This window comes from Streptomyces liangshanensis (assembly GCF_011694815.1).
Classification (GTDB): Bacteria; Actinomycetota; Actinomycetes; order Streptomycetales; family Streptomycetaceae; genus Streptomyces; species Streptomyces liangshanensis.
The window spans coordinates 1,180,312-1,200,087 of sequence record NZ_CP050177.1 but is presented as its reverse complement, the minus strand read 5'-3'; the positions used below and the strand labels follow the sequence as shown (position 1 = coordinate 1,200,087).

Genomic DNA, 19,776 nt, shown 5'->3' with positions numbered 1-19,776 from the left:
CTCCGGACCCCCTGAGGCCGTCACGTCTCCTGACCCCCGGAGCCGGGCGTGCCGTGTCCCGGAGCGCCGCCGTCCGGCGCGCCCCGGCCGCCGCCCGCTCCCCGTACCCGGTGCCACAGCGCCGGAGCCGCGGCCACCACCACCGTGAGGACCACCGCCGCCAGCACCCCCTGCCACGGCTCGGCGAAGAGCGAACCGCCGAGGATGCCGATCAGCTGGTACGTCGCCGCCCAGGCCAGGCAGGCCGGCACGTCCCCCCGCGCGAACCGCCGCGAGGGCCACTCCGCGAGCAGGCACGCCAGCATGACCGGGATCCGCCCGGCCGGCACCAGCCGGGACAGCACGAGCACCGTCACCCCGTGCTCCCGCAACTTCTCCTGCGCCTGCTCCAGCCGGTCCGGCGGGGCGTGGTCCTTTATCTTCGCCAGCCAGCGCGAGCCGTTCTTCGACCCGACGCCGCGCCGGCCCAGCCAGTACAGGGCCATGTCACCGAGGAACGCGCCGAACGACGCCACCAGGAAGACGTAGAGCATCGAGAGCGGCGCCGTCTGGTGGAACGCCACCACCGCCGCCGAACTCACCACGGCGCCCGTCGGCACCACCGGCACCAGGGCGCCCAGCGTCACCAGCAGGAACACCGACGGGTAGCCGACGGCCTGCTGGGTCGACTCCGTGGGCAGCTGGCTCATGAGCTGATCTATCACCGGCGCGCCTCCGGCCGGACGCTCTCGCCGTGCCGCAGCAGGTGCACGGCGACCTTGGGAGCGAGCCGCGCCGCGTGGCGTACGAAGTCCTCGCCCGGCGAGAAGAACTCGTGGGGCCGCACCCCGTCCAGCCCGATCGGCCAGTACGTGCCGTAGTGCACCGGTACGGCGGCGGCGGGCGACAGCTCCGCCAGCGCCTCGGCCGCCCGCGCGGCGTCCAGGTGCTCGGGACCCAGGTGCGGGCCCCAGCCGCCGACCGGCAGCAGCGCCACGTCCACCGGGCCCACCGTGTCCGCCATCGTGTCGAAGAGGCCGGTGTCCCCGGCGAAGTACGTCCGCGACTCACCGCTGATCACATAGCCGAGGGCGGGCGAGCGCTGCGGCCCGACCGGCAGCCGCCGCCCGTCGTGGCGCGCGGGCACGGCCCTGACCCGCAGCGCCCCGATCTCCACCTCGTCGCCGACACCGACCTCCGTGATCCGTAGCCCGGCGCGGTTCCGGCGGGCGTCGAGCCGCCGGAGCGCCGGGACGGACCGCTCGGCGCCGCGCGGCACGATCAGCCGGGTCCCGGGCGCCAGCTTGGCCAGCGACCGGGGGTGGAGGTGGTCGGAGTGCAGGTGCGAGACGAGCACGGCGTCCGCGATCGCGGCCTCGGGGGTGGGGACGGCGCCCAGCCGGCGGCGCAGGTGGGCGAGCCTGCGGACGAAGAGGGGGTCCGTCAGCACCCGTACCCCGGAGTCCTCGACCGTGCAGGTGGCGTGACCCCACCAGGTGATGACAGTTCCCAACCCGACCTCAACTCCGTCCGCCCGGGCGCCGGTGAGCCCGCCCCGGGCACGATCTCCGCACTCAGCGTACGGGGGGTACCCCGGGACGGGCCCGCGAACCCGGCGCCGGCCCCTCCCGGGTGCCCTCCCCGCGCGCCCCCGGTGGCGCGGATCGCGCGCCCCCGTGCCCGGTTCACGCCTCCCTCGGGCGGGGCGGGCGCGGTAAGGTCTGCCGTCCGGACAAGGGGTGGGGACACGACATGGCCGAGGCGGACAGGGCAGTCGGGACGGGCGGGACAGCGGCTACGGGCGGCACAGCCGGTACAGGCGGGACAGCCGGTACGGGCGCGGTACGGGTCGGCGTGATCGCCAGCCTGACCCCCCTGGAGGAACTCGACCGCACCCCCTTCCTCGTGGACACCCGCGGCCAGCAGGCGATGTGCGCGCGCTGGGCGGCCGACCAGGGGTACGTCGTCACCCGCCAACTCCTCCTCTACGGGCTGCGCACCGACCACCACGGGCTGTGGGTCGACGTCGAGGCCGGCCTGCTCGACGTGTTCGTCGCCCCCAACGAACGGGTGCTCGACCGGGCGTTCACCTCCGCCCCCGCCTTCTCCGCCGAGTGCGCGCGCCGGGGCGTACGGCTGGAGACGGTCGGCCTGGACGAACCGTCGTACGACGCGGCGATGAAGGCCGACGTCCACCGCAGGCTCTCCATGCCCACCGCCGGGTACGACGGCTGCTGACCCGCCGGGACGGCCGCCGACCCGCACGGCCCCCGCCTCCGCGCCGCCCTGTGTCACGCTGGGGCCGAGCCCCTGAGCGGAAGCGGGCCCGGACCATGAGGTGGAGAACGACGTGCTGCGCGGGCGATGGCGTACGACAGGCAGGGCCGTACTCCGGGTGATCATCGTGTGGCTGGTGTCCAGCCTGACGCTGCTGGCGCTCGCCGGCATCCTGCCCGACTTCCAGCTCCAGTCGGACGACGGGGACACCATCACCAGGACGGCCGTCACGGCCGGCTGGGGCGCGGGTGCGTTCGGCCTGCTCAGCGCGCTGGTCTGGCCGCTGCTGGTACGGGCCCTGCTGCTGGTGCCCGCGCTGGTCCTCGGCGCCCTCGTGTTCTTCCTCAACGGTTCGCTGCTGCTCATCGCCCTCTGGCTCATCCCCGACGGCCGGGGCGCCGCCAACCCGGAGACGGCGGTGGTGGTCGCCGCCGTGATGTCGGCGGTCGCCTCCGCCACCTCCACCGCGCTCGCGGTCGGCGACGACGACGCGTACCGGCGCCGGCTCTCCCGGCTGGCCGACCGGCGCCGGCGCCGGAGCGGCGAGGACGGCGGCATGGGCGGCCCGCCCGGCACCGTCTTCCTCCAACTCGACGGCGTGGGCCACCAGGTCCTGCTGGACGCCCTCGCCAACGGCGTGATGCCGAACGTCGCCGCGTGGCTCGGTGACACCCCGACCCACCGGCTCACCCGCTGGCGCACCGACTGGTCCAGCCAGACCGGCGCCAGCCAACTGGGCATCCTGCACGGCTCGAACCACGACGTCCCCGCCTTCCGCTGGTACGAGAAGGACAGCGGCAGGACCATGGTCAGCAACCGGCCCGCGAGCGCCGCCGAACTCCAGCGCCGCGCCATCGAACGCACCGGCGACGGCGGGCTGCTCACCCTCGACGGCGCCAGCCGCGGCAACCTGTTCAGCGGCGGCGCCGACGAACTCGCCTTCGTACTCTCCATCGCGGCCCGGCGCGGCCGGTCCAACCGCTCGCGCGCCGGGTACTTCGCCTACTTCAGCGACCCGGCCAACGCGGTCCGCACGGTCGTCTCCTTCGCCGCGGAGGTCGCCCGCGAGACGGGACAGTCGCTGCGCGCGCGGGCCCGGGGCGACCGGCCCCGCGTGAGCCGGGGCGGCCTCTACCCGTTCATCAGGGCGTTCGCGACCGTCCTCGAACGGGACGTCGTCGTCGCGGCGGTCATCGGCGACATGCTGGCGGGGCGCACGGCGGTGTACGCGGACCTCGTCGCGTACGACGAGGTGGCCCACCACTCCGGGCCGCACAGCCGGGACGCGCAGCAGGTCCTCGCCCGCCTGGACCGCTCGGTCGGCCTGCTCGTGAAGGTCGCGGACCACGCGCCGCGCGAGTACCGGATCGTGCTGCTCTCCGACCACGGGCAGAGCCCCGGCGAGACCTTCGAGGGCCTCTACGGGCTCACCCTCAAGGACCTGGTCAGGGCGGGGTGCGGGCTGCCCGTGTCGCGCCGGGCCGAGCGGACGAGGAGCGGCGCGGAGGCCCGCTCGGCGGCCCGGCACGCGGTACGGCACGCGCTGCACCGGCCGGTACGGGACGGCGCGGAGGACAAGCCCGCGCAGGGCTCCGACCCCGTCGTCCTCGCGTCGGGCAACCTCGCGCTGATCTCCTTCCCCGACGTGCCGGGCCGGATGAGCCGCGAACAGATGGACGCGCGCCACCCCGCGCTGCTGCCGACGCTCGCCGACCATCCGGGGATCGGCTTCCTGCTGGTACGCGGCGAGGCGCACGGCTCGGTGGTGCTCGGCCGGGGCGGGGTGGAGGTCCCGGTCGCCGAACTGCGCGACGGGGAGGGGCCGCTGGCCGGGATGGGGGCCGGCGCGGCCGACGCCGTACGGCGCACCGACACGTTCCCGCACGTCGCGGACATCATGGTGAACTCGACGTTCGACCCGGGGACGGGGCGGGTGCACGCCTTCGAGGAACAGATCGGTTCGCACGGCGGCCTCGGCGGCCAGCAGTCGTACCCGTTCCTGCTGTCCCCGCTGGTGCTGTCCCCGCCGGTCCCGCACATCCCGCACTCCCCGGAGGCGGAGGCCGGGCACCCGGCGGAGCTGGCCGGCGCGGAAGCGGTCCACCGGGTGCTGCGCCGCTGGCTCCGCGAGGGCAGCGGGCCTCAGGTGCCGGTGGGGCTGTCGGCGGTGGCCGCGGGCGGCGTACCCCGGCAGGCGGAGGCGCCGGCCGACGACGTCCCGGCGGCGGCGGACCCCCGGCCGGCCCAGGACGGCGTCCCGCCGGAAGGGGCGTGGCGGCAGAGCGGCTGACGCCGCCGGACGGGTCCGGGTTCGAACGGGGGTGGCGGATGTCCTTCGGACAGGGGGTTTGCGTCGGCGTACGGGGTAATCCGGGGCGGCGGAGGGGGGATCGCGGGCGCTGACGGGCAGAGGTGGCGTGTCCAGGAGGTCCCGCCATGTACTGTGCCGCGCCCGTCACCCACCGCCCCGTCGCGGCGGCCCGCGCCGCTCGCGCGCGCCGGATCGCACTGATGACGCTGCTGGTCCTCCTCGCGTTCCTCGGCATGTCGCTGGACAGCGGCCACGACCCCGCCTCGGCCGCGGAGCCCAGGCCGCCGGCCTCCGCCGTGCCCGAACCGGCGGGCGAGGGGCAGCAGGACCCCGCCGAGAACGAACGGACCGCCGTGGGCCGGGCGGTACGAGCCGGTGGCGCTCCCGCCGTACCCCGCGCGGGAGTCACCGGGCGGGCGGTGCAACCGCCCCCGTACGTCCGGTCGTTCACCCCTCAGGACACCTCACGCGTGCCGTCCGCCGCCTCGGGGGCCGTGCTGCGCTGCTGACAGGCGGGGGCACCCCTGTGCCCGTCGCCCCGCAGCAGTCGACCCAGCACCGCCCACGACCGTGAGGACACCGCCATGCCCATCGACCCCTTCGCCGCCCTGAACGCCCTGCTGCGCGCCGAGGCCGCTCGCGCCGACGCCCCCGAGATCCGCCGCCGCCCGGCCCCGGCCACGACGCAGACCCAGGCCGCGACCGACTCCACCGCGCCCGCCGACCAGGCGGCCGCGGAAACCCGGCACGACGAGAGCACCACACCCGCGTAGACCGCGGCGTTGCGGCCGGGCCCGTACGTTCCCGCACGGGTCCGGCCCCCTACGGGGACCGGCGCCCCGCTCGCTCCCTCAGACGACCGTCACCTCGTGCCGTACCACCGCGTCGAACAGATAGCCCTGCGTGTTCGGCACCGCCACGTCCGGCTGGGTGCGGCCCGAGCGGTCCGTCGCGCGGGCGAGCAGCACGGCGGGGCCCCGGTCGCGCGGCACCCACTCCGCCGACCAGCGGACCCAGCTGTGCCGCTCGGGTGTGTCCCGCAGCCGCGCGCGGCGCCACGTCGAGCCCCCGTCGGTGCTGACCTCCACCGTGCGCACGGGCGCGCCGCCCGACCAGGACCGGCCCGTCAGCACCTGCCGCCGGTGCGCGGGCACGGACGCGCCCGGCGCCAGCTCGAACGCGCTCTTGAGCGTCTGCCGGGTCAGCGGCGCGCTGCCCTCGGGCGGGTAGGCGGGGCCGAACAGCCGGTAGAGGTCCGTGTTCCACGGGCTGTACAGCGGCTGGTCGCTGACCTCGATGTCGCCGAGCCACTTGATGTTCGCCACGCCGATCCAGGACGGCACGACCAGCCGGACGGGGAAGCCGTGGTCGGGCGGCAGCGGCTCGCCGTTCATCTCGTACGCGAGCAGCACGTCGTCCAGCGCCTTCGCGACGGGCAGCGGCCGGCGGACCCGGCCGAGGTTCACCCCGGCGCTGACGACCTCGTCGTCCAGGCCGCGCGGCAGGACGTCGACCGCGCGGGACGTGATGCCCGCGCGCCGCAGGACGTCGGAGAGCCGTACGCCGCGCCAGCGGGCGACGCCGATCGCGCCCAGCGTCCAGGCCGTACCGCTCACGGTCTCCCGCTGCTGGGTCGTGTAGTAACTGCGGCCGTTCCCCGCGCACTCGACGAACGCGGTGCGGGTCACCGACGGCAGCGCGCGCAACTGCTCGTAGCCGAACTCGACGGCGGGGCCGCGCAGTCCGCTGCCCCACACCGTCAACGACCAGTCCTCGGCGGCGATCCGGGGCGTCACGGTGTGGTTGCGGACGAAGAAGTGGCTCGCGGGAGTGTGCAGGCCGGTGGAGCGCAGCGCCGCGAAGTTGGTCTCCGCGTTGGTGCCCCGGACGGTGAACACGTCGGTGGGCAGCGGCTTCACGATGCCGGGCGCGGCGCCCGGCGCGGCGGGCACGGTGGCGGCGGCCGCGCTCCCGGCACCGGCGAGGAAGGATCCCGCCACCGGTCCCGCGACCGAGGCCGCCGCGAGCAGCCTCAACAGGTCGCGCCGCTCCACCCCGGGAGACACCGCCTCGCCGTCACGCCACTGGCGCAGCCGCCGCCGGTCGTACGCGGTCTCGGTCGGCGGTACGGGTGACATCGGCACTCCTGGGAGGTCACGGCGGGGCGGAGGTGGGGGCACGAGGGAGCGGGGGAGCGGGCCCGGCGGGGGGCGCTGCCCCGGAGCGTGGCAGCGGCGTCCGGGCACGTCAACCGCCCTCCCGGGGCGCCGCGCCGCCCCCGTACGCGCCCGGCCCCCGCGCCCGGCGCGCCTCCCACCTGCGGCGCGAGCACCGGCCCCCGGCGGTGGGATCCCCACCGCCGGGGGCCGGTGCTCGCCGGTGATTTCATCCGGCCGCAACACGGGCCGCCCCGGCCCGGTGCCACCTGGGGTCCCTAGCGCACCGGCGCCCCCGGTCCGAGCGGAATGCCGACCGCCCACCAGATCAGGAACAGCGCGGTCCACGCCACCGTCATCGCGACCGCCAGCGGCAGGGTGTACGACGCGAGCGTGCCGATGCCGGCGTTCTTGCGGTACCGCTGGAGGAAGCCGAGAGCCATCAGGAAGTACGGACTCATCGGCGTGATCGCGGTCGACCCGGAGTCCGCGATCCGGAACAGCGCCTGGGTCGTCTCGGCCGGGACGCTGACGAGCATCAGCATCGGCACCAGGACGGGCGCGGCCAGCGCCCACATCGCGGACCCGCTCGTCACCATCACGTTGACGAGGGTCAGCAGCAGCAGGATCAGCAGGAACACCAGCACGATCGGCATCCCGCTGCGCTCCAGCGCCTCCGCCGCCCGTACGGCGAGCACGTCGCCGATCCGGGTCCAGTCGAAGTACGCGAGGAACTGGGCGATCGCGAAGAACAGCACCAGCACCGGCGCCATCTGCTTGATGCCCTGGCCCATCAGCTTCGGCACGTCGCCCGCCGAGGTGATCGACCCGGAGCGGTACCCGTACACGATCCCCACCAGGCCGAAGACGAACGCGACCACCGCCGCGATGCCGTCCAGGAACGGCGACTCGACGATGCTGCCGCCCTCGCCCCGCAGCGGGGACGACGCCGGGACCATCACCGCGACGAGCACGACCAGCGTGCCGACCAGCGTCAGCACGGCGGCGCGCAGCGCGGAGCGCTCCTTCGGGCTGAGGGTGAGCGCGCCCAGGTCCTCCAGCTCGGCGTCCGGGTCGGCGTCGAGGTCCGGCCGCTTGCTCAGCACGAACCGCACCACGAGGGTGATGACGGCCGCCAGCAGCAGCGACGAGGCGATGTTGAAGAACCAGTTGCTCAGCGGCGAGACGTACGCGTCGTCCCCGCCGACGATCTTCGCGGCGGCGGTGGTGATGCCCGCGAAGATCGCGTCGTTGGGCGTCGGCACCGGACTCGCGTCGTAGCCGGACGCGATCGCCGTGTAGGCGACGACGATGCCGAGGATCGGGGAGCGCCCGACGGCCCGGAAGGCCAGCCCGCCCAGGGGGACGAGGATGATGTACGCGGCGGCCGAGGCGACGTGCGCCACGGTCCCGGCGAAGGCGACGGCGAACACGACCCAGGCGGCCGGCACGCGCGAGACGCTGACCCGCATCAGCGCGGCGAGGAAGCCGGTCCGCTCGGCCACCGCGACGCCCATGATGACGACGACGATCGTGGCCATCGGCGGGAAGGTGGCGAAGTTCTCGATCATGGTGGAGACGGCCATCGCCAGGCCGTCACCGCTCAGCAGGTTCTGGACGACGACCGTCTTGTGGTCGCTCGGGGAGACGACGGAGACGTCGGCGGCGGCCAGGAACGCGCTCACGACGGCGAGCACGCCGGAGAGGATCCAGAACAGCCAGAACGGATGCGGCAGCGCGTTGCCCGCCCGTTCGATGACCGCCATCGCGCGGACGATGCGGGGCAGTTGCGCCCCCTCGGCGGCGGCCGCGCCGCGCGGGTCCGCGGGGTCGCCGGTCGGCGGGGACGATCTGCCGGGGGGTGCGGGCGGGGTCGGTGTGGTCATGGGGAGCGGCTCCTTGCTCGGACCTGAGGGTAGGCGGTGGGCTCGGCGGTGGGGGGCGGGGGACCTGCGGTGTGGGGGCTCAGTGGGACGGGGGAGGGGTCAGTGGGTGCGCGGCTTGGGCGTGCGGAAGTCCTTCAGGAACGCCCACAGCACGTCGTGCGCCTCGATGGTCTGGGTGGTGTAGCCGCCGCCGCTGTAGCTGTCGGCGCCGGGCCAGGTGTGCCCGCCGTCCGTCACGGCGACGTGCCGCACCTCGGCGCCGCGGTCGCAGCCCTTCCAGCGGGTCGTGGTGATGTCGGGCGCGGTCACCCGCACCTGGGGCCGGGTGTGGCAGCCGTTGCGGGCGGCCCAGTCCGCCGCCCAGGTGTCGATCGCGGGCAGGCCGCGGTCGGCGTCACCCGCGTACGGGATGGTCACGTCGCCGGTGCCGTGGAACTCGATCATGGGCACCGGGCGGGACGGGCGGCACGGCTGACCGGTCGGGTAGAGCGCGGCGGCGACGGGGGCCACGGCGGCGATCCGGTCGGCCATCCGGCAGGCGAGGAGCGTACTGACGAAGCCGGCGCCGTTGGACTTGCCGGTGGCGTACACGCGCCGTTCGTCGACGCACAGGGTGGCTTCGAGCTTGTCGAGCAGGTGGCCGGTGAACGCGACGTCGTCGACGCCGGCCGCCGCGTAGGGCGCGCCCTGCCAGGCCTGCCGGTCGCCGTCGCCGGTGCCGATGACGCCCTCGGGGTAGACGACGACGGCCGGGAGGGTCGACAGCTTGGAGAACTCCTCCGTACCGATACCGGTGTTGCCGCGTCCGTGGAAGGCCATCACGACCGGCCAGTCCCGCTTCTTCGTGTAGTCGGCCGGCAGGTGCAGCCGGTAGGCGCGCTCGCGGCCGCCGCTGTTGATCGTGTGCGCCGCGCTGGTGCCGGGCAGTTGGGGCGCGGGCAGCCGGCAGGCGGCCTTGGACTGCGCCTTCTGCGGTACGGCGGTGGTGGTCGCGGAGGCGGACGCCGTGGTGGCGGTCGCCGCGAGACACAGCGCGAGGCCGGACGCGGCGGTGACCAGCCGCCGGAGGGAGAGGGCGCTTCTGCTTCTCTGGACGTTGCTCATGGCAGGCTCCTTCTGCCGGACGCCCGGGGGCGGACGGCGGTGGGGTTCTGGGCAGGGGGTGCCCCGGGCATGGCGGGGCGGGGACGCGGGTGCGTACGGGGACGCGCGGACGCGTGACGGGGAGTGCGGGCCCGGCGTGGCGGGCGGGGTGGTGCGTGTGAGCGGTGGTGCGGTTCAAGCGGTGGTGCGTGTGGTGCGGCTCAAGCGGTGGTGCGTACAGCGGTGGTGCGTGTGGAGCGGTGGTACGGGCCGTGCGGTGGTGCGGGCCGTGCGGTGCCGCCGCGGTGCTCCGGGCAGGCCGGGGCTACGGCACCGCACCCGCCGTCATGGGTGGCGCGGGTGAGGCGAGTGGTACGGGATCAGACGTCCAGCCACTCCTTGACGAACGCGGTCACGCGGGCGACGACCGCGTCCACGATCGCCTCGCCGTCCGCGGGGGTCGCCGACCGCGGGTCGCCGAGCACCCCGTTCTCACTGAGCCGGTCGTAGCGCACGGCGAGCGCGGGGTGGCTGCCGTGCCGGGCGAGCCGGGAGAGCGGATCGAGCTGGTCGGTCGCCGTCGTCCCGGGGACCAGCCGGTCACCGTGCACCAAGTGCGGTGCCAGGTGCAGCATCTGGGCGGTCTCCGCCTCCCCGCTGTGCCCGTGCACCTCGCTGACGCCCATTCCCGACACGACGTCGGAGGCCAGCGGGGTGACGGGCGTCCAGGCGAACTGGAGGTCGGGGTGGGTGGTGAGCAGGTCCTGCGCCACCGTGGTCAGGGTGGCGTTGTTGCCGCCGTGACCGGTCACCACGAGGATCTTGCGCCAGCCGTGCCGGTAGAGGCTCTCCACGTACTCACGGATCACCGCCGCCAGGGTGGTGGTGGTCAGTGTGACCGTGCCGGCGAAGGCGAGGTGGTGCGGGGACACCCCGACCGGTACGGGCGGGCCGATCACCACGCGCCCGCCCAGTCCGGCGGCCACCCGCTCGGCGACCCCCTCGGCCCGGATGGTGTCCGTGGCCAACGGCATGCCGGGGCCGTGCTGTTCGAACGCGCCCGCCGGGAGGATCACCACCGGGCTCGCCGTGACGGCGGCGGCCGCCTCGATCGTGGTCATCTCCGCCAGTCGCAGCGGCGGCCGGGTCGCGGCCGGGGAGGGTGACGCCGGAGCGTGGGTGCTCATCGCTCGCCCCCCGGGAAGTCGGCGGCGAGGACGGCCTCGCGGATGGCCCCGAGGTGGTCCCGGGTCAGCCGCTCGGCCGCGTCCGCGTCGCCGTCCCGTACCGCCTCGAAGATCTCCACGTGCTCGGCGTGGTCCCGCGCCCGGTCGTTGTAGCGGTGCCGGATCTCGACCTGTTCCCTGGCCCTGACCTGGAGCAGCGCCTCCACGGCCTCCCGCAGCAGCGCGTTGCCGCTGGCCGCGGCGAGGGCCACGTGGAAGTGCGTCGACGTGAGCGGTGAATCCTCCGGCGGGTGCAGGGCGTTGACCGCCGCCGCCTCCAGCCGGCCCACCGCGTCGGACTCGCGGACCCGCGCCGCCGCGGCCGCGACGGCGGGCTCCAGCACGAGCCGTGCCTCGACCAGTTCGAGGACCGACTCGCGGCTGCTGCGCGGCAGATGGGGATTGGCGAGCAGCCGCCGCTCGCTGCCGGGACCCACGTACGTACCCGAGCCGTGCCGGAACTCCACCACGCCCGTGGCCTCGAGCCTGCGCAACGCCTCGCGGACCGTGGGCGTGGTGACGTCGAACCGTCGGGCCAGGTCCCGGGAGGACGCCAGGACGTCCCCGGGAACCAGCCGTTCGGTTCGGATGATCTCAACGATGCTGTCCGCCAGATGCTCGGACAGTGACACCTCACTGCGACTCATGGAAGTGAATAGATCACTTGATCTCTTGGGGTGTCAATGGTCGCGACAGCATCGATTCGACCCGCCTTACCTCCGCCCTACCTCCGGTCTGCTTCCGCCCTGCTTCCGGGCTACTTCCGTCCTACTTCCGTGCTTCTCCCGTGCTCTCGCGCTCGATCAACCGGGGGAGCGGCACCTGTACGGAGCGGGCCGCGCCCCCGTCGAGCAGCGCGGCCAGCTCCCCCGCGGCGATCCGCCCGAAGGCGATCGTGTCCCGGGAGAGGGCGGTCAGCCAGGGGTGGACGAGCCGGCAGAGCGCCGAGTCCTCCCACGACACGACGGAGACGTCGCGCGGCACGGAGAGGCCCAGGCCCGCCGTGACCGCCGCCCCGGCCGCGGCCATCACGTCGTTGTCGTAGATCAGCGCGGTCGGCGGGGTGCCCCCCTCCAGGACGCGGCGGGTCACCGCGGCGCCCTCGGTGTCGGAGTAGTCCGTGGTGAGCGAGCGGACCCCGTCGAGGCCGCGCCGCGCGGCCTCGATCCGCAGCGACTCGATGCGGCGCTCGGTATGGGCGAAGGAGGGCAGGCCCGCGATGTGCACGATCCGCCGGTGCCCCAGCTCGTGCAGCCGGCCCACGATCGACGCCATGGCCCCGGTGTCGTCGGCCCGCACCTGCGAGAGGCCGGGGTGCGGGCCCGCGTCGTCGCCGGGCAGCGCGCCGATCACCACACCGGGCAGGCCCAGTTCGTCCAGCAGGTCGGGCCGGGGGTCGTCGGTCCTCGGGTCCACGACGAGCACCCCGTCGACCCGGTGCTCCGCCCACCACCGCCGGTAGACCGCGCACTCGGCGTCGACGTCCTCCACCACCTGGAAGAGCAGGCCGAGTTGGCGTCGCGCCAGCACCTCCTGGATGCCGGAGATCAACTGGAGGAAGAACGAGTCCACCCCGAGGGTCGCGGCCGGCCTGGCGAGCACCAGGCCGACCGTGGCCGACCCCTCCCCGGACAGCGCGCGGGCGGCGGTGCTGGGCCGCCAGCCCAACTGCTCGGCGACCCGCCTGACCCGGTCGCGGGTGACCTCCGAGACGCCGGGCCGGTCGTTGAGCGCGAAGGACACGGCGCTCTCCGACACCCCCGCGCGCTGGGCGATGTCCTTCATCGTCGGACGGCGGGCGGGGCCGCGCCTGGCCTGCGGGGCCCCTCCGGACGACGTCCCCTTCGCTCCCACCCGATGCCCCGATCCTCGCGTTTCGCCCGATGTACGACGTCGGCATCGTATGCCTTCCCGCCGCCGTGGGCGAGCGAAGTCCTCCCGCGCACTAATGCGCTTGAGTCGTATCGGCTAAAGCGCATTAGCGATTCATCGTGATTCGGTCGTTACAACGCGCTGAGCTGGCATTATTGCCTGCCCTTTGACTTATCCACGGCTTCCGGACGGATTCCCTGTGACCGATCTGTTGACTTTCCCCCCGGCGCATTGCAATGTCTGCGAGGCGCGGGCGGCCCGGATGTCCTCAGCTCCGGCCCGCCCGCGCACGCCTGGTCCGAGCAAAGGAGCCGTTCACCGTGCGTATCGCCCGCCGCATCTCCCGCAGAACCGTCACCGCCGCCGTTGTCCTCGCCACCGTCCTGCCCCTCAGCGCCTGCGGGGGAGGGTCCGACGCGGGCTCGTCCTCCGACGCCTCCGGCAAGATCGAAGGCAAGATCACCTTCCAGACCTGGAACCTCCAGGCCAACTTCAAGGACTACTTCAACGGGGTCATCGCCGACTTCGAGAAGAAGTACCCGGGCACGGAGGTGAAGTGGGTCGACCGGCCGGCCGACGGCTACGCCGACAAGATCAGCGCCGACGCCGCCGGCGGCACGCTCCCCGACGTCGTCAACGTCTCGCCGGACCTGCTGGCCCCGCTGGTGAAGGCCGGACTCGCGCTGGACCTCGACAAGTCCGCGGCCCAGTACCGCAAGGAGTACCTGCCGGGCGCCTGGGCGGGCGACCAGGTGCCGGGCGTCGAGGGGACGTACGCCTTCCCCTGGTACCTGAACACCGGCCCGCTTTTCTACAACAAGCGCCTCTTCAAGGACGCGGGTCTCGACCCCGAGAAGCCGCCGACCACGTACGACCAGGTCTTCGACGCCGGACTGCGGATCGCGAAGCAGAGCGGCGGGAAGATCGCGACCCTCGCCAACGTGCCCACCATCGAGGACTTCGGCCGCTACGGCGCGCAGTTGACCAACAAGGCCGGTACGGGCTTCGCCTTCAACGACGCCAAGGGCGTACAACTCCTCACCCGCTACAAGGAGTTGTACGACGCCAAGGCGCTCGACCCCCAGGCGCTCACCGCCACCCCCGAGTCGGCGGGCCACAAGTTCCTCACCGAGTCGGTGGCGATGAACCCCGGCAGCGCCCTGGACCTCGGCAACTTCAAGAAGCAGGCGCCGAACCTCTACAAGAACATCGGGATCACCGACCAGATCACCAACACCGGCAAGGTGAACATGTACGTCATGGGGGTGATGGTCAACTCCCAGAGCAAGCGGAAGCCCGCGGCCGTGGCGTTCGGCCACTTCGTGACGGACGCGACCCGGCAGATGGCGTTCGCCAAGCAGGTCGCCATCTTCCCGAGCACCGCCGGATCCCTCGACGACCCGTACTTCACCAAGGAGGACGGCACCGACGAGACGCGGGTACGGATAGCCGCCGCCAAGTCCCTGAAGAACGCGGTCAACTACACCCCGGTCCAGTTCAGCGACCAGATGAAGACCGCGCTGGGCAACGAGGTGGCCAAGGCGCTCCAGGGCAAGCAGAGTCCCAAGGAAGCACTCGACAACGCCGTCAAGGCGTGCGACCGCCTGCTCCAGCAGAGCTGAGCCGAGCCCCCATGACCGTGCCCGCCACCGCACCCACCGCCGCCGCGGCGGCCCGCCCCGCCCCCGGGGCCGCCCGCGGCATCCGGCGCCATCTGGCGTACAGCCCCTGGCTGTTCGCCGCCCCCGGGCTGCTGATCGTCGCCGTCTTCAGCCTCTACCCGTTCGTCAGCACCGTGATCAACTCCTTCACGGACCGGCGGACGCTCCTGCCCGGACACTTCGTCGGGCTCGCCAACTTCCGCGAGCTGCTCCACGACGACATGTTCTGGATCGGCCTGCGCAACAGCACGCTGTACGTCCTCGGCGTCGTCCCCGCGCTGGTGATCCTGCCCCTGCTGCTGGCCCTGCTGGTCCAGCGACACATCCCCGGCATCGCCTTCTTCCGCGCCGCCTTCTACACGCCGGTCGTCGCCTCGATCGTCGTCGTCGGGCTGATCTGGGTGTGGATGCTCGACGACCGGGGCCTGATCAACGCGCTGCTGGAGACCGTCGGGATCGGGAAGGTGGGCTTCCTCAGCGACCAGTGGCTGCTGCTGGTCAGCTCCATGGCCGTCACGGTCTGGAAGGGCCTCGGCTACTACATGATCATCTATCTCGCCGCGCTGGCGAACGTGCCGCGCGAACTGCACGAGGCCGCGGCCGTGGACGGGGCGGGGGCCGTACGGCGGTTCGTCACCGTCACCGTCCCGGCGGTCCGCTCCACCATGGTCCTCGTGGCCGCCCTCTCCTCGGTCGCCGCCTTCAAGGTCTTCTCCGAGGTCTACCTGATGGCGGGCCCCAACGGCGGCCCCGCCGGGGAGGACACCACCCTCGTGATGCTCGTCCAGCGCGTCGGCACCGGCCTGAGCGGACGGGTCGGGTACGCCTCCGCCCTCTCCGTCGTCGTCTTCGTCGTGGTGGTCGCCCTGATGCTGCTGGTGCTCCGCGCCGACCGCAAGGAGGACGCGTGAACGCGCCGACCGTCACCGACGCCGAGGGGCGGCGCGTCGCGCCCTGGCAGCTCGTCCTGCGGTACGTCCTGCTGATCGCCGTACTGGCGCTGACGGTGGGCCCGTTCCTCTGGCAGCTGTCCACCTCGCTCAAGGGCCCGCACGAGGACATCTTCAGCTCCCCGCCGTCGTTCCTGCCGGGCGATCCGACCCTGGGCAACTACGGCCGGGTCGCCGACACCATCCCGGTGTGGGACTACGCCTTCAACTCGCTCAAGGTCGCCGCCGCCAACGTCGTCACCAACTGCGTCGGCGCCGCGCTGGCCGGCTACGCGCTGGCCCGGATGCGCTACCGGGGGCGGCGGGCCGCGACCCTGGCGTTCATCCTCGCGATGCTCGTCCCCGTCGAGGGCCTGATCATCGCCCAGTTCACCACCATGCGGGAGCTGGGGCTGAACAACACCCTGATCGGGGTGCTCCTGCCCGGCTCCATCAGCGCGATCAACGTCCTGCTGATGCGCAACGCGTTCCTCAACCTCCCGCTGGAGGTGGAGGAGGCGGCCTTCGTGGACGGCGCGAACGTGTGGCAGCGGTTCCTCAGGATCGCCCTGCCGTCCGTCAAGGGCACTCTCGCCGTCGTCGCGATCTTCGCCTTCATGGGTGCCTGGGACGACTTCCTCTGGCCGCTCATCGTGCTGAGCGACCCGGACAAGTTCACCCTCACCATCGGGCTGAACTACCTCCACGGCACCTTCGCCAACGACGAACGGCTCGTCGCGGCGGGCACGATCATCGCCGTGGCCCCGCTGATCGCCCTCTTCGCCTGCCTCCAGCGGTACTTCTTCCGGGGCGTCGGCGAAGGCGCCGTCAAGGGCTGACCGACCCGCACACCCGTCCGGCTTCCCCCGACCGTCCCGGCCCCCCGACCGCCCGGCTCCGGCCGACCGAGAACCAGGAACCGTCCACCGTATGAGCACCTCTGCCCGTAGGAGACCTTCCGTGCCGCGCTTCGGCGCCAACTACACGCCCAGCCAGGGGTGGTTCCACCACTGGCTGGACTTCGACCTCGACGCCGTGCGGGCCGACCTGGACTCCCTCGCCGGACTCGGACTCGACCACATCCGGGTCTTCCCGCTGTGGCCGCTCTTCCAGCCCAACCGCACCCTGATCAGGCCCCGTGCCGTCGAGCAGCTCGTCCAGCTCGCCGAGGCCGCCGCCGAACGCGGCCTGGACGTCAACGTCGACGGGCTCCAGGGGCACCTGTCCAGCTTCGACTTCCTGCCCGCCTGGACGCAGACCTGGCACCGGCGCAACCTCTTCACCGACCCCGACGTGGTCGCCGGACAGGCCGCGTACCTGCGGACACTCGCCGCCGCGCTCGCCGGCCTGCCGAACTTCATCGGCATGACCATCGGCAACGAGATCAACCAGTTCTCCGGACCCCCGCACCCCGACCCGGACCCCATCACGCCCGAACAGGCGGGCACATGGCTGACCCAGCTGCTCGACGCGTGCGAGGAGGGCGCCCCCGGCAAGCTCCACCTCCACGCCGAGTACGACGCCGCCTGGTACGTGGACGACCACCCCTTCACGCCCGCCCACGCGGCCCGCCTCGGCGCCGTCACCGCCGTGCACTCCTGGGTGTTCAACGGCACCGCCCAGCGCCACGGCCGGACCGGCAGCGCCACCGAGCACCACGCCGCGTACCTGATCGAGCTGTCCAAGGCCTGGGCGCTCGACCCGCACCGGCCCGTCTGGCTCCAGGAGGTCGGCGCCCCCGCCCCGCTGATCCCCGCCGAGCACGCCGCCGCCTTCACCGAGGCCACCGTGGCCAACGCGCTGGACTGCGCGGACGTCTGGGGCGTCACCTGGTGGTGCTCCCACGACGTGTCCCGGGACCTCGCCGACTTCCCCGAACTCGAATACAGCCTCGGTCTGTTGACCAACGACCGGAAGGTGAAGCCCGCCGGGGAGACGATCGCCCGGATCGTACGGGAACGGCGCGGCCAGGAGTACCGGCCCGCCGTCCGCACCACCGCCCTCGCCCTCGACACCGGCGACGACACGACCTCGCCGCGCCGCGCGACCTGCGGGCCCGGCGGGGAGTTCTTCGAGGCCTTCGCCCGGCTGACGGAGGAAGGTCACCGGCCCGCGGTGGTTCTGGAGAGCCTCGCGAGGGACAAGATGCATCTGGCGGCCCGAGGGATCACCGAGGTCCTCCGCCCGCACGACGTCCGATGAACGGCGCCCCCAAGTGCCTTACGGCACTGACCAGTTCAGCTCAGCACCGGAATCGCCCCCCAACGATACGGAGAGCCAAGTGAACCCGTCGGAGACACCGAGAGCCACCCGCCCCACCCGCCGTACCGTCGTCCTCGCGGGCGCCGCCACGGCCGCCACCGCCCTCGCGGGCCCCGCCGCCGCGGCGACCGGCGCGGCCCCCGAAGCGGCCACCCCCGCGGCGGCGGCAGCGAACGCCCCGTACGCCTCCTACTGGTACCCGGACTCCCTCCCCGCGGGGACCCCCGGCGCCGGCATCACCTGGCGCGGCCTGAAGACCTGGCGCGCCGACGACGACCCGGACCTCGCCTTCAACCGGGCGTCCGTCCCCCTCGCCCCGCGCTTCACCCCCGTGCCCGTCAACACCACCGCCCGCGCCGGCCAGGCCCGCGTCTCCTCGCTCGTCTCCTTCGGCCCCACGGCCCAGAACCCCTCCCAGGGCTCCGCCACCGCCGACTACTACGCCCTCGCCCACTGGCAGTACATCGACGAACTGGTCTTCTGGGGCGGCTCCTCCGGCGAGGGCCTGATCCTCGCCCCCAACGCCCCCGTCGTGGACGCCGCCCACCGCAACGGCGTCCCCGTCCTCGGCAACGTCTTCCTGCCGCCCGCCGCCTACGGCGGCCAGCTCCAGTGGACCCGCGACCTCGTCCAGCGCGACCCGGCGGGCGGCTACCCGCTCGCCGACAAGCTGGTCGAGGTGGCCGTCGCGTACGGCTTCGACGGGTGGTTCATCAACGCCGAGACCGGCGGCGGCAACGCGGCCCTCGCCACCGACATGAACGGCTTCCTGCGCCGGCTGCGCGCGCTCAGCCAGGCCAGGGGCCTCAAGGTCACCTGGTACGACTCGATGACCACCGGCGGCGGCGTCTCCTGGCAGGGCGCCCTCAACTCCGCCAACCAGACCTTCTTCCAGGACGCGAGCGGCAAGGTCAGCGACTCGATGTTCCTGGACTTCCGGTGGAGCGCGGCCACCCTCGCCTCCTCCGGCACCCTCGCCCAGAACCTCGGCCGCGACCGCTACGAACTGTGGGCCGGCGTGGACGTCGAGGCGAGCGGCTGGAACAGGTCCGTCAACTGGAACGCCATCGTCCCCCTCGACCGCCCGCACGTCGTGTCCCTCGGCTTCTACCGCCCCGAGTGGACCCGCAACCAGCTCCCGGCCGGCCGCACCCCGGGCCAGTTCCACGCCGCCGACGACCGCTTCTGGACGGGCCAGTCCCTCGACCCGTCGAGCCCCGACACCGCGGGCAGCTGGCGGGCGCCCGCCGTCACCGTCGCCGACCGGTCGACCGTACGGGCCCTGCCCTTCGCGTCGACCTTCAACACCGGCCACGGCCTGCGCTGGTACGACCGCGGCACGGTCACCTCCACCACGGCCTGGAACCACCTCGGCCTCCAGGACCGGCTGCCCAACCGCCGCTGGGTCGTGCGCACCACCGGCGTCCGGCCGGCCGTCACCTTCGACTTCGCCGACGCCTGGCGCGGCGGCAGCAGCCTGCTGGTGGACGGCGCCCTCACCGCGCCCGCCACCGTCGACCTCTACAGCACCCGGCTGCCCCTCACCGCCGACACGGTCGTGGACCTCACCTACCGCGCGGACGCCGGCCCCGTGGTCGTGGAGCTGGCCGTCGCCACCCGTGAGCCGGCGACACCCGGCGCGGCCGTCCCGTACACCTACCTGCCCGCCGGCACACTGCGGCCCGGCACCGGCTGGAGCACCGCCACGCTGCGGCTGTCCGGCCTGCTCGCCGGACAGCCCTCGGGCACCGTCCACGCCCTCGGCCTACGCCTCACGGCGGGCACAGGCGCCACGTCCGTACGCTTCCGGCTCGGCGCGCTCTCGGTCCACAACGCGACGACCGCGCCCGCCGCCCCGGCCGCCCCGCGCATCACCTCCACCGCGCCCGACACCACCGGCACCGCCTTCCGCCTCGCCTGGGACCGGGCCCCGGGCGCGGTCCGCCACTACGAGCTGCACCGGGTGCTGCCCGACGGCTCCCGGCGCTTCTTGGGCGGGACCCCGGGCACCGCCTACCATGTCCCCGCTGTCCAGGCGGAACAGGGTGAGAGCGCGGTCCGTTTCGAGGTGCGTAGTGTTTCGGAGGCGTACCAGGTCTCGTCGGCTGTCGGGACGGAACGCCCCTGGTAGTCC

The 19,776-nt window shown here is 73.5% G+C and carries 17 protein-coding genes; 9 read left to right on the top strand and 8 right to left on the bottom strand.

Going from position 1 to position 19,776, the window contains the following annotated elements:
• Window positions 1-20: 20 nt before the first annotated feature.
• Both HA039_RS05245 and HA039_RS05240 read right to left on the bottom strand, forming a co-directional pair.
• Entirely contained in the window at window positions 21-689 is a 669-nt protein-coding gene (locus tag HA039_RS05245) for a DedA family protein (RefSeq protein ID WP_208298544.1), read from the bottom strand.
• A gap of 11 nt (window positions 690-700) precedes the next feature.
• On the bottom strand, window positions 701-1,492 hold the full coding sequence (locus HA039_RS05240; RefSeq protein ID WP_167024452.1) for an MBL fold metallo-hydrolase: 792 nt from the start codon (window positions 1,490-1,492) through the stop codon (window positions 701-703).
• Between the two features lie 239 nt (window positions 1,493-1,731).
• Between HA039_RS05240 and HA039_RS05235 the strand changes: the two genes are divergently transcribed.
• The 4 genes from HA039_RS05235 to HA039_RS05220 all read left to right on the top strand — a co-directional run bounded on the left by HA039_RS05235 (window position 1,732) and on the right by HA039_RS05220 (window position 5,340).
• On the top strand, window positions 1,732-2,217 hold the full coding sequence (locus HA039_RS05235) for a hypothetical protein (protein ID WP_243869173.1): 486 nt from the start codon (window positions 1,732-1,734) through the stop codon (window positions 2,215-2,217).
• Window positions 2,218-2,329: 112 nt separating this feature from the next.
• Complete coding sequence (locus HA039_RS05230) at window positions 2,330-4,546, top strand: phage holin family protein (protein WP_167024446.1); 2,217 nt, start codon at window positions 2,330-2,332, stop codon at window positions 4,544-4,546.
• 146 nt (window positions 4,547-4,692) lie between these two features.
• A complete protein-coding gene (locus tag HA039_RS05225; protein ID WP_167024444.1) occupies window positions 4,693-5,076 on the top strand; it encodes a hypothetical protein in 384 nt (127 codons plus the stop codon).
• 75 nt (window positions 5,077-5,151) lie between these two features.
• Window positions 5,152-5,340 (top strand): hypothetical protein, encoded by a 189-nt coding sequence (locus tag HA039_RS05220; protein ID WP_167021923.1) that lies wholly within the window; start codon window positions 5,152-5,154, stop codon window positions 5,338-5,340.
• A 78-nt stretch (window positions 5,341-5,418) separates the two neighbouring features.
• On the opposite strand, the gene HA039_RS05215 is transcribed toward HA039_RS05220, so the two are convergent.
• The 6 genes from HA039_RS05215 to HA039_RS05190 form a co-directional block, all read right to left on the bottom strand.
• Entirely contained in the window at window positions 5,419-6,705 is a 1,287-nt protein-coding gene (locus tag HA039_RS05215; protein WP_167024440.1) for a sulfite oxidase, read from the bottom strand.
• Between the two features lie 296 nt (window positions 6,706-7,001).
• A complete protein-coding gene (locus HA039_RS05210) occupies window positions 7,002-8,609 on the bottom strand; it encodes an AbgT family transporter (protein WP_167024437.1) in 1,608 nt (535 codons plus the stop codon).
• 99 nt (window positions 8,610-8,708) lie between these two features.
• Window positions 8,709-9,713 (bottom strand): CE1 family esterase, encoded by a 1,005-nt coding sequence (locus HA039_RS05205; protein WP_167024434.1) that lies wholly within the window; start codon window positions 9,711-9,713, stop codon window positions 8,709-8,711.
• Between the two features lie 359 nt (window positions 9,714-10,072).
• Window positions 10,073-10,879, bottom strand: coding sequence for a creatininase family protein (locus tag HA039_RS05200; protein ID WP_167024431.1), 807 nt, complete (start codon window positions 10,877-10,879; stop codon window positions 10,073-10,075).
• Window positions 10,876-11,565 carry a FadR/GntR family transcriptional regulator gene (locus HA039_RS05195; RefSeq protein WP_167024428.1) on the bottom strand — a complete coding sequence of 230 codons (690 nt, stop codon included), beginning with the start codon at window positions 11,563-11,565 and terminating at the stop codon, window positions 10,876-10,878. Before HA039_RS05195 ends, HA039_RS05200 begins: the two co-directional genes overlap by 4 nt.
• Window positions 11,566-11,686: 121 nt before the next feature.
• Window positions 11,687-12,703 (bottom strand): LacI family DNA-binding transcriptional regulator, encoded by a 1,017-nt coding sequence (locus tag HA039_RS05190; protein ID WP_167024425.1) that lies wholly within the window; start codon window positions 12,701-12,703, stop codon window positions 11,687-11,689.
• Window positions 12,704-13,110: 407 nt separating this feature from the next.
• On the opposite strand from HA039_RS05190, the gene HA039_RS05185 reads away from it, so the two are divergent.
• The 5 genes from HA039_RS05185 (at window position 13,111) to HA039_RS05165 (ending at window position 19,773) form a co-directional block, all read left to right on the top strand.
• Entirely contained in the window at window positions 13,111-14,412 is a 1,302-nt protein-coding gene (locus HA039_RS05185) for an ABC transporter substrate-binding protein (RefSeq protein ID WP_243869170.1), read from the top strand.
• Between the two features lie 11 nt (window positions 14,413-14,423).
• The gene (locus HA039_RS05180; RefSeq protein WP_208298543.1) at window positions 14,424-15,362 is read left to right on the top strand and encodes a carbohydrate ABC transporter permease; all 939 of its coding nucleotides are present in this window, start codon (window positions 14,424-14,426) and stop codon (window positions 15,360-15,362) included.
• A complete protein-coding gene (locus tag HA039_RS05175) occupies window positions 15,359-16,219 on the top strand; it encodes a carbohydrate ABC transporter permease (RefSeq protein WP_167024419.1) in 861 nt (286 codons plus the stop codon). The genes HA039_RS05180 and HA039_RS05175 overlap by 4 nt, the downstream gene beginning before the upstream one ends.
• 91 nt (window positions 16,220-16,310) lie before the next feature.
• Window positions 16,311-17,582: a glycoside hydrolase 5 family protein gene (locus HA039_RS05170; RefSeq protein ID WP_167024416.1), complete on the top strand. Its 1,272-nt coding sequence runs from the start codon at window positions 16,311-16,313 to the stop codon at window positions 17,580-17,582.
• A gap of 79 nt (window positions 17,583-17,661) precedes the next feature.
• On the top strand, window positions 17,662-19,773 hold the full coding sequence (locus tag HA039_RS05165; RefSeq protein WP_167024413.1) for an endo-beta-N-acetylglucosaminidase: 2,112 nt from the start codon (window positions 17,662-17,664) through the stop codon (window positions 19,771-19,773).
• Window positions 19,774-19,776 lie beyond the last annotated feature (3 nt).

Bases quoted from the DNA above. Each gene is read 5' to 3' on its own strand.
- HA039_RS05195 (WP_167024428.1), bottom strand. From the start codon at position 11,565: ATGAGTCGCAGTGAGGTGTCACTGTCCGAGCATCTGGCGGACAGCATC.
- HA039_RS05235 (WP_243869173.1), top strand. From the start codon at position 1,732: ATGGCCGAGGCGGACAGGGCAGTCGGGACGGGCGGGACAGCGGCTACG.
- HA039_RS05245 (WP_208298544.1), bottom strand. From the start codon at position 689: ATGAGCCAGCTGCCCACGGAGTCGACCCAGCAGGCCGTCGGCTACCCG.
- HA039_RS05180 (WP_208298543.1), top strand. From the start codon at position 14,424: ATGACCGTGCCCGCCACCGCACCCACCGCCGCCGCGGCGGCCCGCCCC.
- HA039_RS05170 (WP_167024416.1), top strand. From the start codon at position 16,311: ATGAGCACCTCTGCCCGTAGGAGACCTTCCGTGCCGCGCTTCGGCGCC.
- HA039_RS05215 (WP_167024440.1), bottom strand. From the start codon at position 6,705: ATGTCACCCGTACCGCCGACCGAGACCGCGTACGACCGGCGGCGGCTG.
- HA039_RS05205 (WP_167024434.1), bottom strand. From the start codon at position 9,713: ATGAGCAACGTCCAGAGAAGCAGAAGCGCCCTCTCCCTCCGGCGGCTG.
- HA039_RS05200 (WP_167024431.1), bottom strand. From the start codon at position 10,879: ATGAGCACCCACGCTCCGGCGTCACCCTCCCCGGCCGCGACCCGGCCG.
- HA039_RS05190 (WP_167024425.1), bottom strand. From the start codon at position 12,703: ATGAAGGACATCGCCCAGCGCGCGGGGGTGTCGGAGAGCGCCGTGTCC.
- HA039_RS05225 (WP_167024444.1), top strand. From the start codon at position 4,693: ATGTACTGTGCCGCGCCCGTCACCCACCGCCCCGTCGCGGCGGCCCGC.
- HA039_RS05210 (WP_167024437.1), bottom strand. From the start codon at position 8,609: ATGACCACACCGACCCCGCCCGCACCCCCCGGCAGATCGTCCCCGCCG.
- HA039_RS05220 (WP_167021923.1), top strand. From the start codon at position 5,152: ATGCCCATCGACCCCTTCGCCGCCCTGAACGCCCTGCTGCGCGCCGAG.